Genomic DNA, 14714 nt, shown 5'->3' with positions numbered 1-14714 from the left:
AGGTCGGCGGAGCGCGACCGGTCGGCGGCACGGTACGCGGCCCTGGTGCCGAGCACCTCCACGGCCCCGGTGCCACGCGGCCCTCCCGCGGCCGGAGAGGGCCGCCGACCGACCGGCCAGGCTTGTCGCCGGTCCCCGTGAGCGGGGGTCGGGTCAGCCCGGTTCCCGGGTGGAGTCGAGGAAACGTTCGGGGGCGGGACGGAGGTCGTGCAGCGGGCCCCAGTGGCCGTCGACGATCCCGTACTCGAGTTCCGGACCGGAGGTGAGGAACTGCTCGACGGCGGCCAGCAACCGGTCCACGTCGGCGGTTCCCGTCCCGACCCCCGTCGAGGCCCGCAGGCCCCCCTCGACCAGGCCGAGGGAGTTCGCGAACCGGTGGGCGCAGAACCGGCCGTCGCGCACGCCGATGCCGTGCTCGGCCGACAGGTACGCCGCGACCTTCGAGACCTCCTGACCGGGCACGGTGAAGGTGACGACCCCCACCGCGTCCCCGGGGTGCGGGCGGACGACCGCGACACCGTCCAGTGCCGTGAGCCCGGCGACGAGGCGGTCGCGCAACGCCGTCTCGTGGGCCTCCAGAGCTCCTGCGGGCAGGGCGGACAACGTCGCGCAGGCCTGCGCGAGCGCGACGGCGCCGACCACGTTGGGCGATCCGGCCTCGTGCCGGTCCGGGCCCTGCGCCCAGCGCACGGCGTCGTGGCTGACGTCCAGGGTCGCCCCGCCACCGGCCAGGTACGGCTCGGCGGCGTCGAGCCAGTCGCGCCGGCCGACCAGCGCGCCGGAACCGAAGGGGGCGTAGAGCTTGTGCCCGGACAGGGCGATCCAGTCGATCTCGTCCGCCGCGACGTCGACCCGCCGGTGCGGCAGCAGCTGGGCGCCGTCGACGGCGATCCGCGCGCCCGCGGCGTGCGCGGCGCGGGCCAGCCGGCGCAGCGGCAGCACCTCCCCGGTCACGTTCGAGGCGCCCGCGACCGCGAGCACGGCGTACCGCCCGGTGGCCAGCCCGGCCTCCAGCAGGGCGGTGGTCTCCTCGGCGTCGGTGCCGCCGCGCACCACCGTCGTGCGGGCCGACCGCTGCCAGGGCAGCAGGTTCGCGTGGTGCTCCACGTCGGCGACCAGCACCTCCGCTCCCGCCGGGACGGCGCGGGAGAGCAGGTCGAGCGCGTCGGTGGTGCTGCGGGTGAAGACCACGACGTCGTCGGGACGGGCCCTCACGAAGGCCCCGACCTGCTCGCGGGCCTGCTCGAACAGGGCGGTGGTGGTGCGCGAGAGGTAGCCGGCGCCACGGTGGACGCTGGCGTAGTGCGGCAGCACCCGGGCCACGCGGTCGGCGACCGTCTGCAGGGCAGGGGCGCTCGCGGCGTTGTCCAGGTTGGCGTAGACGGCCTCCCCGCCGGTGGCCAGCGGCACCCGGGTGCGGGCACCCACGACGGGCAGCAGGGGCTGGACCACGGAACAGGCGGCGGGCGAGAGGGTGCTCAGCGACACGACGGGACTCCTCAGAGGACAGGACCCTGCCGGGAGGACCGGGATCACCCCGCCGAGGTCCGCGCTTGCCGGAACCACCTCGGAACCGGCCAGGTCGTCACCCGGGGCACCCCACCGCGGAGGAGGGTTGCCGGCCAGCGAGCCGGGGCTTGTCGCTGGCACTCATGACCTGCGGGGAGATTGCCACGATCGCCCGCCGACAGCAAGATCGGCGCGTCGGTTCCCGGCCTCGAACGCGCGGACAGCCGACCGGGCTTACTGCCCGGAGGCACTTGTGGGACCGACCGGCCTCGGACTACTTTCGATCTCGACACCATCCAGAGCGGCCGAGAGTCCTGGCTCGACGACGCCGCAGCAACCCCCCGAGCCCGGGCGAGGGTGCTAAAGCCAGGCCGATGGAGTTCGTGATGTCCGCACGACCTGCCGTACCCGCTCACCCGCACCCAGGTCGGGCGCCGGCCCGATGACCCTGGCCCCGCTCCTCGCCGGGGGCGCAGGACGGCCGACGATCAGTTTCGAGCTCTTCCCGGCCCGTTCCGAGGCGGGCCGGGATTTTCTGTGCCACAAGGTCTCCGAACTCGTCGCGACCCGACCCGACTTCGTCTCGGTGACCTTCGGGGCCGCGGGCGGCACCCGCGCGCCGAGCCGGGAACTGCTCGCCCACGTGCTGAGCACGACGGCCGTCCCCGCGATGGCGCACCTCACCTGCGTCGGGCTGTCCCGCCGGGAGGTCGTGGACCTGGCCTGCGAGTTCTACGACGCCGGCGTCCGCGACGTCCTGGCCCTGCGGGGTGATCCGCCGACGGGGGTCGGCGACTGGGCACCGCACCCCGACGGCGTCGGGCGCGCCTGCGACCTGGTGCAACTGCTGCAGGTCGCCGACCGGCGGCGGCTGGCGCTGCGCGGCGGCGCCCGGCCGGTCGACGAGGGCCCGCTGAGCCTGGCCGTCGCGGCCTTCCCCCGCGGAGGCGACGGCGACCTGGCGGCCCTGCGCGCCAAGCAGGACGCCGGTGCGCACTTCGCGATCTGCCAGGTGACGTTCTCGGCCGACGAGTACGCCGGTTTCGTCCACCGGGCCCGTGCGGCGGGCGTCACCATCCCGCTGCTGCCGGGCATCGCGGTGACCGACGACCCGCACCGGCTGAACCGCATCGGTGAACTCACCGGGGTGCGGGCACCCGAACCCCTGCTGGCCGCCCTGGACACCGACGACGCCGCCACCCGGCGGCGCGCCGCGGGCGCGTTCTCCTCGGGTCTGGCGGCGGGACTGCTGGACGCCGGCGCCCCCGGGCTGCACCTCTACACCTTCAACGCGGCCACCCCCGCGCTGGACCTGCTCGACCACCTCGCACTGCCCCGAACTCCCGCCCACGACCAGCACCGCGACGCCGCGGTAGGAGGCCTTCGATGACCGAGAACCCCGCCTGGACCGCGACCGTCCTGGGTTACCCCCGCATCGGCGCCGACCGCGAGGCCAAGAGGGCCCTCGAGGCGCTCTGGGCCGGACGCGCCGACCTGGCCGCCACGGAGGCCGCGCTCGCCGGGGTGCGCGCCGCGACGGTGCGCCGGCTGAACGCGCTGGGTCTGCCCGCGCACGACGCCTCGATCCCGTCGGACTTCTCCGCCTACGACCAGGTGCTCGACGCGGCCGTGGCCGTCGGTGCGGTCCCGGCCCGGTTCGCCGACGTCGTCGGCGCCGACGGCCGCGTCGACCTCGTCGGGTACTCCACGATCGCCCGCGGCCGGGGTGCCGACGCGCCGCTGGAGATGACGAAGTGGTTCGACACGAACTACCACTACCTCGTTCCGGAGATCGGGCCGGACACCACGTTCCGGTTCGCCGACGACCGCGGGGTCCGGGAGTTCTCCGAGGCCCTCGCCGACGGTTTCCTGACCCGGCCCGTCGTCGTCGGCCCGGTGACGTTCCTGCTGCTGGCCAAGGCCGCCGACGGCAGTCCCGCGGGTTTCGCGCCGATCTCCCGGCTCGACGACCTGCTCGGCGCCTACTCCGAGCTCCTGAGCGCCTACGCGGCAGCGGGTGCGGACTGGGTCCAGCTCGACGAACCGGCACTGGTGAGCGATTCGGCCACGGCGGGGGTCGCCGGGCTGGCGGGGCTCGTCGAGGCCGCGTACGGGCGGCTGACCGCCCTCGCGGGCCGGCCGCGGCTGCTGGTCGCGACCCCGTACGGCGACCCGGGCGAGTTCCTGGGTTCCCTCGGGGCGGTCGAGGGGGTCGCCCTGGACCTGGTCCGGGGACCGGTCCCGGCCGACACCGGCGTGCTCGCCGGCAAGACCGTCGTCGGCGGCGTCGTGGACGGGCACAACGTCTGGCGCGCCGACCTCGTCGCGGCCCTGGCCCGGCTGCGGGAGTTCGAGGGCGTCGCCGGCCGCGTCGTCGCCGGAACCTCCACGTCCCTGCTGCACGTCCCGCACGACGTCTCCCGCGAGAGCCGGCTGGGCGAGCGGCTGCGCGGCTGGCTCGCGTTCGCCGACCAGAAGGTCGCCGAGGTCGTCCTGCTGGGCAGGGCCCTGGTGGACGCGGACAGCGTGCAGGCCGAACTCGCGGCCTCGGCCACGGCCCGCGCCGACCGGATCACCGCCCCCGGAGTGGTGCGCCCGGAGGTCCGCGACCGGCTCGCCGCCCTGACCCCGGACGCCTACGACCGCAGCGACTACGCCGTCCGCCGGCTGGCGCAGGAGGAGGCGCTGGGGTTGCCGGAGCTGCCCACGACGACCATCGGTTCCTTCCCGCAGACCACCGAGATCCGCGGTGCGCGGGCCGCCTGGACCCGCGGTGACCTGGCGCAGGCCGCGTACGAGGAGTTCCTGCGCGCCGAGATCGAGCGCGTCGTGCGGCTGCAGGAGGAACTCGGCCTGGACGTCGTCGTGCACGGTGAACCCGAGCGCAACGACATGGTCCAGTACTTCGCCGAGCAGCTCGACGGTTTCGCCGTCACCGCGCACGGCTGGGTCCAGTCGTACGGTTCGCGCTGCGTGCGGCCGCCGATCCTGTGGGGCGACGTCACGCGCCCGGCGCCCATCACGGTGCCGTGGAGTTCCTACACCGCGTCCCGGACGGTGAAACCCGTCAAGGGGATGCTGACCGGCCCCGTGACGATCCTGGCGTGGTCCTTCGTCCGCGACGACCAGCCGCTGGGGGACACCGCCCGCCAGGTCGCCCTGGCCCTGCGCGACGAGGTCGCCGACCTGGAGGCCGCGGGCATCGGGATCGTCCAGGTCGACGAACCGGCGTTGCGGGAACTGCTGCCGCTCAAGACCGCCGACCAGCCGGCGTACCTGGACTGGTCGGTCGCCTCGTTCCGGCTCGCGACCGCGGGAGCGGGCGACGCGACGCAGGTCCACACCCACCTGTGCTACTCCGAGTTCGGGGAGGTCATCGACGCCATCGACGGCCTGGACGCCGACGTGACGAGCATCGAGGCGGCCCGCTCGCGCATGGAGGTGCTGGCCGACATCGCCCGGGCCGGGTTCGCCCGCGGCATCGGCCCGGGGGTGTACGACATCCACTCCCCGCGGGTGCCCTCGACCGAGGAGGTCGTCGGCCTGCTGCGCGCGGCCGTCGCCTCCGTCCCGGCCCGGCAGGTGTGGGTCAACCCCGACTGCGGGCTGAAGACCCGCGGGTACGCCGAGACCACCGAGTCGTTGCGGCACCTGGTCGAGGCGGCGCGCACCGTCCGCGCAGAGCTGTCCGCGGCGGTCGCGCCCGCGCACTGACGCCCAGTCCTCGACGTCTGGACCCAACCCCTCGTGGTCGTGCGCTGTGCACGACCACGAGGAGCGGAGTGCGTGATCACCGGGGCACGTCGCGATGATCACGCACCTCCGGGACGGGCGCCCGGGTGCGGGGGTTGAGGTTCCGGCGGGCCGTCCCCTATGGTGAGGCCCGGACACCATCCAGAGCGGCTGAGAGACCTGGCTCGACGACGTCGCAGCAACCCCCCGGCCACCGGGCGCGGGTGCTTCCGCCAGGAACGATGGAGGAGTTGCCGTGGAACGCACATCGCACGTCGCGATCCTGCGCCGCGTCGTCGACTTCTGCCTGACCGCCTCCACCGGCTGTCGCTGACCAGCGATCCCGCACCACCCCGCCACCGGGGAACGTCCCGGTGCTGACGCGTACCCACCTCTGACGTGGGGGACGCGCCCTTCGCCGTTCCATCCAGCCTGGAGACCCCTTGCGCACCCGCACGCCCCTGTCCGCTGCCGCCGCCCTCACGTTCCTCGCCCTCACCGCCTGCGGTGGCGGCGACGCCTCCGGCGGCGAGAACTCCGCCGACGGCACCCCCGTGGCCGGCGGCGACCTCACGTTCGCCATCCAGGTCGACTCCGGGTGCATCGACCCGCAGCAGGTCGGCAACAACGACGCGTTGAACATCGGCCGGCAGCTGGTCGACTCCCTGACCGTCCAGGACCTCGACGGGCGGATCCAGCCGTGGCTGGCGCAGTCGTGGGAGGTCAGCCCGGACGCCACGACCTTCACGTTCCACCTGCGCGAGGGGGCGACGTTCTCCGACGGCACCCCGGTCGACGCGGCCGCGGTCAAGGCGAACCTCGACGGCATCGTCGCCCTGGGCGCCAAGGCGTCGCTGGGCTCGACCTACCTCGCGGGCTACACCGGCACCCAGACGCCGGACGCGCAGACGGCGGTCGTGACGTTCTCCCAGCCCAGCGCGCAGTTCCTGCAGGCCACCTCGACGATGAGCCTGGGGCTGCTGTCGGTGCCCACCACGACGGCGGACCCGGCGACCCGCTGCGACGGAACCACTCTCGTCGGCTCCGGTCCCTTCGTGGTGGACAGCTACGCCAAGGACGACAAGGCCGTCCTGGCCAAGCGCACCGGCTACGACTGGGCGCCGACGGGCGCGAAGCACACCGGTGAGGCCTACCTCGACACCATCACCTACCAGGTCGTCCCGGAGGCCAGCGTCCGCACGGGGTCGCTGCAGTCCGGCCAGATCGACGCGACGACGGGCATCGCCTCCCAGGACCTGCCGCAGTTCGACGGCAACGGTTTCTGGACCGAGCGCCGGGCGAACCCGGGCATCCCGTACAACTTCTTCGTCAACGAGTCGCGGCCCCTGTTCGCCGACGAGCGCGTGCGGCAGGCGCTGTCGAAGGCGATCGACCGCGAGGAGCTGGCCAGCATCCTCAACCCCGGGGACGTCGCCGTCAGTTCCGCGTTCTCCTCCTCGACGCCGGACGCCCCGGACGACTCCGCCGTGCTGGCCCACGACGTGGACGGGGCGAACGCGCTGCTCGACGAGGCCGGCTGGACCAAGGGCGCCGACGGCATCCGCGAGAAGGACGGGCAGAGGCTGACCTTCACGGTGACGTTCTGGCAGCCGACCTCGGCCGTGCTCGAACTCGTGCAGCAGCAGGTGCGCGAGGCCGGCATCGACCTGCAGCTCAAGCAGGGCACGACGGCCGAGACCCAGGCGCAGCAGGAGTCCGGGGACTACGACGTGATCTTCTACAACCTCACCCGGTCCGACCCGGACGTGGCGCGGACGATCTTCTCCACCGAGTCGCGCAACGTGAACCACCGCGCCCACAGCGAGGTCGACGACCTGCTGAACCAGCAGGCCGCGACGACCGACGCCGCGCAGCGGGCCGAGCTCGTCGCCCAGGCGTCCGACCTGCTGGTCTCGCAGGCGCACTCGATCCCGCTCATCGAGCTGTCCACCGTGATCGCCGCGAGCGAGGACGTGCACGACCTGCAGTTCGAGGGTTCGTCGCGGCTCTGGTTCCACGACGCCTGGAAGAACGCGTGAACTCCGGACTGATCGGCTACGTCGCCCGCCGCCTCGGGCAGGCCGTCCTCGTGCTGTGGGCGGCGTTCACCGTGACGTTCGTCATCCTCTACCTGCTGCCCAGCGACCCGGTCTCGATCATGCTGGCCGGTGGCCAGGGCGGGGAGCAGGCGACCGTCGACCCCGCCCAGGTGGCGGCGTTGCGGGCGGAGTACGGCCTGGACGACCCGCTGCCCGTCCAGTACCTGCACGCCCTGTGGCGCACCCTCCAGCTGGACTTCGGCACCTCGATCCAGAACGGCGCGCCCGTCACCACGCTCATCGGGGACGCGTTGCCGCAGACGGCGGTCCTCGCGGCCTCCTCCTTCGTCCTGGCCCTGGTGATCGGCGTGGGCATCGCCTTCCTGTCCACCTGGACCCGGTGGGGATGGGTGCGGACGCTGCTGCTGGCGCTGCCGCCGCTGGGGGTCTCGCTGCCGACGTTCTGGGTCGGCCTGCTGCTCATCCAGTTCTTCTCCTTCCGGATCTCGATCTTCCCGGCGCTCGGCAACGAGGGCTTCCTCAGCCTCGTCCTTCCCTCGATCACGCTGGCGGTCCCGGTGTCGGCCTCGATCGCCCAGATCCTGGCCCGGGGGCTGCGGACCGCGCTGGCCGAGCCCTACGTCGAGACGGCCCGGGCCAAGGGCGCCTCCCGTGCCCGGGTCCACCTGCGGCACGCGTTCCGCAACGCGACGATCCCGACGCTGACGATCGCGGGGGTGATCGTCGGCAACCTGCTCGCCGGCGCGGTGGTCGTGGAGACGGTGTTCTCCCGCGTGGGCATCGGCCGGCTGACCGTCACGGCCGTCAACGGGCAGGACATCCCGCTGGTGCAGGGCCTGGTGCTGCTGGCCGCGGCGGTGTTCGTCCTGACCAACCTGGTGGTCGACCTGCTGTACCCCGTCGTCGACCCGCGCATCCGCGTGCTCGGTGCGGCACGGGCGTCCAAGCGCCGCACCCGCACCGCCGAACGAACCCTGGTGGGGAGCACCTCGTGAGCCGTGAAGCACCCGAGGCCGTCCTGGACGTCCTCGAGATCCACCAGCGGTACCGCGCTCCCGCCCGGAAGCGCGCGGTGCCGGCGTGGCTGAAGCGGCCGGACCTCGTGCTCGCCGGGCTGGTGGTCCTGCTCGTCCTGCTGTGGGCGCTCGTGCCGTCGCTGTTCACCTCCCAGAGCCCCATCGACGGAGTTCCGGCGGACCGGCTGCAGGGGCCGTCGGCGGCGCACCTGTTCGGCACCGACCACCTCGGCCGTGACCTGTTCGCCCGGGTGGTGCACGGGTCGCGGCTCACGTTGCAGGCCACCGTGCTCGCCGTGCTCATCGGCCTGGTCGTGGGAACGCTCATCGGGCTCGTCTCCGGTTTCGTGCGCGGTGTGGTCGACGACGTGCTCATGCGGACCATGGACGTGCTGCTGTCGATCCCGTCGCTGCTGCTGTCGATGGCGCTCATCACCGCCCTGGGGTTCGGGACCGTGAAGGTGGCCATCGCGGTGGGCATCGGCACCGTCGCCAACTTCGCCCGCGTCATGCGCTCGGAGGTGCTGAAGGTCAGCGCCTCGGTGTACGTCGAGGCGGCCCGGGCCAGCGGCGTGCGCACCACGGGTGTGCTGTTCCGGCACGTCCTGCCCAACGCGGCCGGACCCGTGCTGGCGCTGTCCGCCCTGGAGTTCGGCGTGGCCGTCCTGGCGGTCTCCGCGCTGAGCTTCCTCGGCTTCGGCGCCCCGCCGCCGGCTCCGGAGTGGGGATCCCTCGTCTCCGGCGGGCGGGACTACCTGGCCACCTCGTGGTGGCTGACGACGTTGCCCGGTCTGGTCGTCGCGGCGGTCGTGCTGTCGGCCAACCGGATCGCCCGGGCGCTGGAGAAGGGAACGGGCTCGTGAGTTCGCCGTTGCTGCAGGTTCGTGACCTCAAGATCTCCTACAGCGGGCGGGAGGTCGTGCACGGCGTCTCCTTCGACGTCCACCCGGGCGAGGTCGTCGCCGTCGTCGGGGAGTCCGGTTCGGGCAAGAGCACCACCGCGCACGCCGTCGTGGGTCTGCTGGCCGGCAACGGTTCGGTCGACTCGGGGTCGGTGCTGCTCGAGGGCGATGAACTGGTCGGGCTGTCGGACCGGGCGTGGCGGACGGTGCGCGGGGCCCGCATCGGGCTGGTCCCGCAGGACCCGACGCTGTCGCTGAACCCGGTCAAGCGCATCGGTGACCAGGTGGCCGAGGCCCTGCACGTCCACGGCCTGGCCAAGGGCGCCGTCGCCCGGGCGCGGGCGGTGGAGCTGCTGGAGGCCGCCGGCCTGCCGGACGCGCACGTGCGGGCCCGGCAGTACCCCAGCGAGCTGTCCGGCGGCATGCGCCAGCGCGTGCTCATCGCCATCGGCCTGGCCGCCGGTCCGCGGTTGCTGGTCGCCGACGAACCCACCAGCGCCCTGGACGTCACCGTCCAGCGGCAGGTCCTGGACCACCTCGAGGGACTGACCCGCGAGGCCGGCACGGCGGTGCTGTTCATCACCCACGACCTGGCCGTGGCCGCCGACCGCGCCTCACGGGTGGTCGTGATGTCCCAGGGCGAGGTCGTGGAGGTCGGGACCGCGCAGCAGGTGCTCACCCACCCCCAGCACGAGTACACGAGGTCGCTGCTGGCCAGCGCGCCGAGCCTGTCGAGCGCGCGGATCCGGGTGGAACCGCGGCAGCGCACGACGCCGCCGGCTCCGCGGGCGGCCGAACCGCTCGTCCAGGTCACGTCGCTGGTCAAGGAGTTCCCGCTGCCCGGTCGGGGCAACGTGCAGCGGGCCGTCTCGGACGTCAGCTTCGCCATCGGCCGCGGCGAGACCGTCGGCCTGGTGGGGGAGTCGGGGTCGGGCAAGACCACGACGGCGCGGCTGGTGCTGGGGCTGGAGCGGCCCACCTCCGGGCGGATCCGCTTCGACGGAGCCGACACCGCGGGCCTCAAGGGGTCGGCGTGGCGGGAACTGCGCCGTCGTGTGCAGCTGGTGTACCAGAACCCCTACGCCTCGCTGGACCCGCGGATCGCCGTCGGGGAGACGATCGCGGAGCCGCTGCGGGCGTTCGGGATCGGTGACCGGGCGTCGCGTCGCCGGCGGGCCGCGGAACTGCTCGACCAGGTGCGGCTGCCCGCCGACGCCCTGGAACGGCGGCCGGCGGAGCTGTCCGGCGGGCAGCGCCAGCGGGTGGCGATCGCCCGTGCGCTGGCGCTGGAACCGGAGTTCGTCGTCTGCGACGAACCCGTCTCCGCGCTCGACGTCTCGGTGCAGGCCCAGATCCTCGAGCTGCTCGTCCAGCTGCAGACCGACCACGGCCTGAGCTACCTGTTCATCTCCCACGACCTGGCCGTCGTGCGGCAGATCAGCGACCGCGTGGGCGTCATGCGCCGCGGTGAGCTGGTGGAGTTCGCGACGGCCGACGAGGTGTTCAGCACCCCGCAGCACGAGTACACCGTCGAGCTGCTGGAGGCGATCCCGGGCCGGCGGGCGCTGGAGGACGTCTCGTGACCGCCGAGCCGGCGGAGCTGGTCGTGCGGGTGGTGGGGACGGGTCACGAACTCGCCAGGCCCCTGTTCGAGGACCTGGCCGAGGAGTACGGGACCCGGTACGGGGGGACGCCCGAGCAGATCCGGTCCGAGCTCGAGCGGTACCCGGCCGTGGAGTTCGAGGAGCCCCACGGGGTGCTGCTCCTGCTGCTGGAGGACGGCGTCGCGGTCGCGGGCGGCGCCTACCGGCGCTACGACGACACGACGGCCGAGCTCAAGCGGATCTGGACGCACCCGGAGCACCGGCGCCGGGGGCTGGCGCGCCGGGTCCTGGCCGAGCTCGAGCGGCGGGCCGTGAGCGCCGGGTACGCCCGCCTGTACCTGACGACCGGTCCACGGCAGCCCGAGGCGAAGCACCTGTACCTGACGACGGGGTACCGGCCGCTGTTCGACGTGAGCGTGGATCCGGAGACGATCGGGCCGCTGGCCTTCGAGAAGCACCTGCCCTGACCCACCGCCCCACCACGGTGATCAAGGATTCGACCCCCGCGATCAAGGATTCGACGCCGACGAGCGCGGCACCGGGTCCTTGATCGCGGGGGTCGAATCCTTGATCGCGGTGGGGTGGGAGGGTGCGTGGTGAGGAGGGGCGTCAGGAGCCGCCCATGCCGGTCTCGGCGACCCCGCGGACGAGCCAGCGCTGCAGCAGCAGGAACACCAGCAGCACGGGGAGCAGGGACAGCAGGGCGGCCGCGAACAGGCCGGAGTAGTCGAAGGTCTGGGCGGTCAGGAACGAGGAGAGGTAGACCTGCACGGTCACCGCACCCGACCCGCCGCCGGCCACGACCAGCGGCCACAGGAAGGCGTTCCAGGAACCGACGAACCCCAGGACGGTCAGCGCGGAGGCGAAGGCCAGGGTGTTGGGCACGACGATGCGCCGGAACACCCCGAAGTACCCGAGCCCGTCCAGGCGGCCGGCCTCCTCCAGCTCCTTGGGGAAGTTGAGGAAGAACTGGCGGAACAGGAACACGTTGAAGGCGCTGAACAGGCCCGGGACGATCAGCCCGCGCAGCGAGTCGACCCAGCCCAGCCGGGCGACGATGAGGAAGTTCGGCAGGAACGTCGTCGCGGCCGGGATGAGCAGGACGACGATCGTGGCGGAGAACAGCGGTCCCGCGGCCCGGTTGGGGATGCGGGCCAGGGCGTAGCCGGCCATGGCGGCCACGACGATCTGCCCGCCGGTGAGCAGCACCGCCATGACGGCCGAGTTCAGCATGGCCCGGGGGAAGGTCGGATCGTCCAGCACCCGGCCGAAGACGGACCAGTCCGGTTCGGAGGGCCACAGCACGAAGGTGCGCGAGGCGATGTCGGCCGCGGGGGACACGGCGGTCTTCACCATGAGGTAGAAGGGCAGCAGGAACAGCAGGGCGACCACCGCCACGGCCGCGTAGCGGGCGACGTTCCCCCCGGCCCGCACGGCGTTGCGGCGCCCGGTGCCGGCGGGGCGGACGGCGTGGACCCTGTCCACGGTGCTCACCGGGCCACCTCCCGACGTCCTCGACGCGTCCGCTGCTGCCGGTCCTCCGCGGCGGCGAACCCGAAGAATCGCGTCTGCAGCAGGGCCACGACCACCATGATCGCGGTGAGGATGAGCGCCCCGGCCGAACCCAGGCCGAAGTCGCGCTGCGCCCCCAGGGCCACGTTGTACAGGTAGACCAGCGGGGGCCGGGTCGCGGGGTTGGCCGGGACGAGGTTGAGGAACTCGTCGAAGGCCTGGAAGGCGGCGACCAGCAGGAGCAGCAGCACCGCGGCCACCGTGGGCCGCAGCTGCGGCCAGGTGATGTACCGGAAGCGGCGCACCCCGGCCGACACGCCGTCGATGAGGGCCGCCTCGTAGAGCACCTGCGGGATGCGTTGCAGACCGGCCAGGAACAGCAGCATGTAGAAGCCGACCTGCAACCACAACCGGACCGTGACGAGCACGATCCACCAGTAGGGCGAACTGCCCAGCCAGGCGATCGCATCGGCCCCGAAACCGCCGAGGACGGTGTTGGCGATCCCGGAGGGCAGACCCGAGAAGAGGCTCAGCTTCCAGACCAGCGCACCGACGACGTACGAGCACGCCACCGGCAGGAACAGCGCGGACCGGAAGAACGCCTGGAACCTCGGCAGCCCGTTCACCAGGACGGCCAGGCCGAGCGAGACGGCCATCGTCACCGGGACGATGAAGACCGCGAACACCGTGAAGGTGCCGAGGCTGTTGGTGAACGCCTTGTCGGTCAGGAACCGGGCGTAGTTGTCCAGGCCGACGAAGCGGGTGGGATCGAGCGTGCCGCGCGCCTCGAAGAAGCTCAGGCCGCTGCTCCACAGGATGGGGACGACGGTGAACAGCACCAACCCGACCAGGAACGGGCTGACGAACACCCAGAACGCCAGGCGGCTGCCGCGCACCCCACCCGGACGGACGGGGGGCGCGGCCCGGCGCGTCGTCCGCTCCACCGGGACAGCGCCCTGGCCGCCGGCGCGGCCGGCGGCGCGGCGGGCGGTGCTGCTCGCGTTCACGACGTCAGGGAGTCGAGGGTCTGCTGCGCGGCCTGCTGCGCCGCGGCGAGTTCGGTGGCCGGGTCCGCGCCGTCGGACACGATGCGGGTGACGGCGTCGGTCAGCGCGGTGCCCATGGCCGGGGCCCAGAACGGGCCGGCCGTGAAACCCCACTGGTCGGTGAGGTCGACGACCTGCTTGGCCAGGCCCTCCTGCAGCTCGGTCGTCTCCGCCGCGACGGCCGTGCGGGGCGGTACGTGGAACCCGAACCCGACCGCGAACTCCTTCTGGAACGTCTCGTCGTCGATCCACTGGGCCTTGACCAGGGCCTTGGCCGCCTCGAGGTCGGAGGCCTTCGCGGCGACCTGCTCGTTCCACTGCGAGACCATGACGGCCGACGTCGTCGAACCCCCGACGGGCGGGATCGCCATGACCCCCAGGTCGTCGCCGAACGCCTCGACCATGGCCGGCAGGGCCCACATGCCCTGCCAGGTGATCGCCGCGAGACCGGCGTTGAACGAGGTGGGGTCGGTCCAGTCGGTGGGAGAACCCACCAGCATCGCCCCGGCCTGGTAGGCCTGCTGGAGCGCGGCGAAACCCGCGGCGACCTCCGGGGTGTTGAACGTCACCTGGGTGCTGTCCGCGTTGAGCACGCCGACGCCCGCGACGACCGGTACGGCCTGGGAGAACACACCCGCACCGCCGTCGTTGCCGACGAACAGGCCCTTCTGGTCCCCGCGGGTCAGCGCGATCCCGGCCTGCATGAGTTCCTCGAACGTCGTCGGGACGGCCACCCCCGCCGCCTCGAGCAGGCTCGGGCGGTACCAGAGCAGCTGGGGGTCGGTGATCATCGGGACGCCCCAGATCTTCCCGTCGATGGTGACGGGTTTGAGGGCCACCTCGCTGAACTGCGACTTCACCGGGTCCATGAGGTCGGTGAGGTCGGCGTACAGGCCCTTGCGGGCCGAGGCCGGGTCGATCTGGTTGTTCTCGAACACGTCGACGCCGCTGCCGGACAGCAGACGGGAGGACAGTTTCGAGGCGTAGTCCCCGAGCGTCCACGCGACGGTGACGTCGGCGCCCTCGTAGTCGGCGGCCCACTGCTCGACGGCCTCCTGCACGCCGTCCTCGCCGTACTGGTGGTACCACTGCGACAGCCCGCCGCCACCGGTCGCCCCGGTGCCGCCGTCGTTGCCGCCGCAGGCGCTCAGCGCGAGGGCGGCGGCGCCGGCTCCCACCCCGGCCAGCACGGAACGCCGGGACAACCCCGGACCGGACGACGTCGCGGGCCGGGGGGAGTGCTGGGAGAACGCCATGCCGAACTCCTTGTGCTGAGCGCACCCGCGGATGCGCGGTGGCCGGCGGGTCGGCTCTGACCGCGCCGGTCGTGGCC

The 14714-nt window shown here is 73.0% G+C and carries 11 protein-coding genes and 3 riboswitches; of the genes, 7 read left to right on the top strand and 4 right to left on the bottom strand.

Going from position 1 to position 14714, the window contains the following annotated elements; translation table 11 throughout:
• Positions 1 to 153: 153 nt before the first annotated feature.
• The gene (locus tag ACRYR2_RS07700) at positions 154 to 1488 is read right to left on the bottom strand and encodes an aminotransferase class V-fold PLP-dependent enzyme (RefSeq protein WP_432562254.1); all 1335 of its coding nucleotides are present in this window, start codon (positions 1486 to 1488) and stop codon (positions 154 to 156) included.
• A 56-nt stretch (positions 1489 to 1544) separates the two neighbouring features.
• Positions 1545 to 1658: riboswitch (SAM riboswitch) on the bottom strand.
• Between the two features lie 140 nt (positions 1659 to 1798).
• Positions 1799 to 1890: riboswitch (SAM riboswitch) on the top strand.
• A gap of 61 nt (positions 1891 to 1951) precedes the next feature.
• On the opposite strand from ACRYR2_RS07700, the gene ACRYR2_RS07695 reads away from it, so the two are divergent.
• The 7 genes from ACRYR2_RS07695 (at position 1952) to ACRYR2_RS07665 (ending at position 11290) form a co-directional block, all read left to right on the top strand.
• Positions 1952 to 2899, top strand: a complete 948-nt coding sequence (locus ACRYR2_RS07695) for a methylenetetrahydrofolate reductase (RefSeq protein ID WP_432562253.1) — start codon at positions 1952 to 1954, stop codon at positions 2897 to 2899.
• A complete protein-coding gene (gene metE / locus ACRYR2_RS07690) occupies positions 2896 to 5223 on the top strand; it encodes a 5-methyltetrahydropteroyltriglutamate--homocysteine S-methyltransferase (protein WP_432562252.1) in 2328 nt (775 codons plus the stop codon). The genes ACRYR2_RS07695 and metE overlap by 4 nt, the downstream gene beginning before the upstream one ends.
• Positions 5224 to 5396: 173 nt before the next feature.
• Positions 5397 to 5490, top strand: a riboswitch (SAM riboswitch).
• 194 nt (positions 5491 to 5684) lie between these two features.
• Positions 5685 to 7280: an ABC transporter substrate-binding protein gene (locus ACRYR2_RS07685; protein ID WP_432562251.1), complete on the top strand. Its 1596-nt coding sequence runs from the start codon at positions 5685 to 5687 to the stop codon at positions 7278 to 7280.
• Positions 7277 to 8296, top strand: coding sequence for an ABC transporter permease (locus ACRYR2_RS07680; protein WP_432562250.1), 1020 nt, complete (start codon positions 7277 to 7279; stop codon positions 8294 to 8296). Before ACRYR2_RS07685 ends, ACRYR2_RS07680 begins: the two co-directional genes overlap by 4 nt.
• Before the next feature lie 38 nt (positions 8297 to 8334).
• The gene (locus tag ACRYR2_RS07675) at positions 8335 to 9180 is read left to right on the top strand and encodes an ABC transporter permease (protein ID WP_432562390.1); all 846 of its coding nucleotides are present in this window, start codon (positions 8335 to 8337) and stop codon (positions 9178 to 9180) included.
• On the top strand, positions 9177 to 10802 hold the full coding sequence (locus ACRYR2_RS07670; RefSeq protein ID WP_432562249.1) for a dipeptide ABC transporter ATP-binding protein: 1626 nt from the start codon (positions 9177 to 9179) through the stop codon (positions 10800 to 10802). Before ACRYR2_RS07675 ends, ACRYR2_RS07670 begins: the two co-directional genes overlap by 4 nt.
• Positions 10799 to 11290, top strand: a complete 492-nt coding sequence (locus tag ACRYR2_RS07665; RefSeq protein ID WP_432562248.1) for a GNAT family N-acetyltransferase — start codon at positions 10799 to 10801, stop codon at positions 11288 to 11290. The genes ACRYR2_RS07670 and ACRYR2_RS07665 overlap by 4 nt, the downstream gene beginning before the upstream one ends.
• A 142-nt stretch (positions 11291 to 11432) precedes the next feature.
• Here the strand turns inward: ACRYR2_RS07665 and ACRYR2_RS07660 are convergent, their stop codons facing one another.
• From ACRYR2_RS07660 to ACRYR2_RS07650, 3 genes are read right to left on the bottom strand one after another with little or no spacing between them, the layout of a single operon-like run.
• On the bottom strand, positions 11433 to 12317 hold the full coding sequence (locus ACRYR2_RS07660) for a carbohydrate ABC transporter permease (RefSeq protein WP_432562247.1): 885 nt from the start codon (positions 12315 to 12317) through the stop codon (positions 11433 to 11435).
• A complete protein-coding gene (locus ACRYR2_RS07655; protein ID WP_432562246.1) occupies positions 12314 to 13342 on the bottom strand; it encodes a carbohydrate ABC transporter permease in 1029 nt (342 codons plus the stop codon). Before ACRYR2_RS07655 ends, ACRYR2_RS07660 begins: the two co-directional genes overlap by 4 nt.
• Entirely contained in the window at positions 13339 to 14637 is a 1299-nt protein-coding gene (locus ACRYR2_RS07650) for an ABC transporter substrate-binding protein (RefSeq protein WP_432562245.1), read from the bottom strand. Before ACRYR2_RS07650 ends, ACRYR2_RS07655 begins: the two co-directional genes overlap by 4 nt.
• Between the last annotated feature and the right edge of the window lie 77 nt (positions 14638 to 14714).

The organism is Kineococcus deserti, from assembly GCF_050871945.1.
Taxonomy (GTDB): domain Bacteria; phylum Actinomycetota; class Actinomycetes; order Actinomycetales; family Kineococcaceae; genus Kineococcus.
This window is presented reverse-complemented; position numbering and strand designations above follow the sequence as displayed.

Coding starts and splice junctions, on each gene's coding strand:
- ACRYR2_RS07695 (WP_432562253.1), top strand. CDS start 1,952: ATGACCCTGGCCCCGCTCCTCGCCGGGGGCGCAGGACGGCCGACGATC.
- metE (WP_432562252.1), top strand. CDS start 2,896: ATGACCGAGAACCCCGCCTGGACCGCGACCGTCCTGGGTTACCCCCGC.
- ACRYR2_RS07650 (WP_432562245.1), bottom strand. CDS start 14,637: ATGGCGTTCTCCCAGCACTCCCCCCGGCCCGCGACGTCGTCCGGTCCG.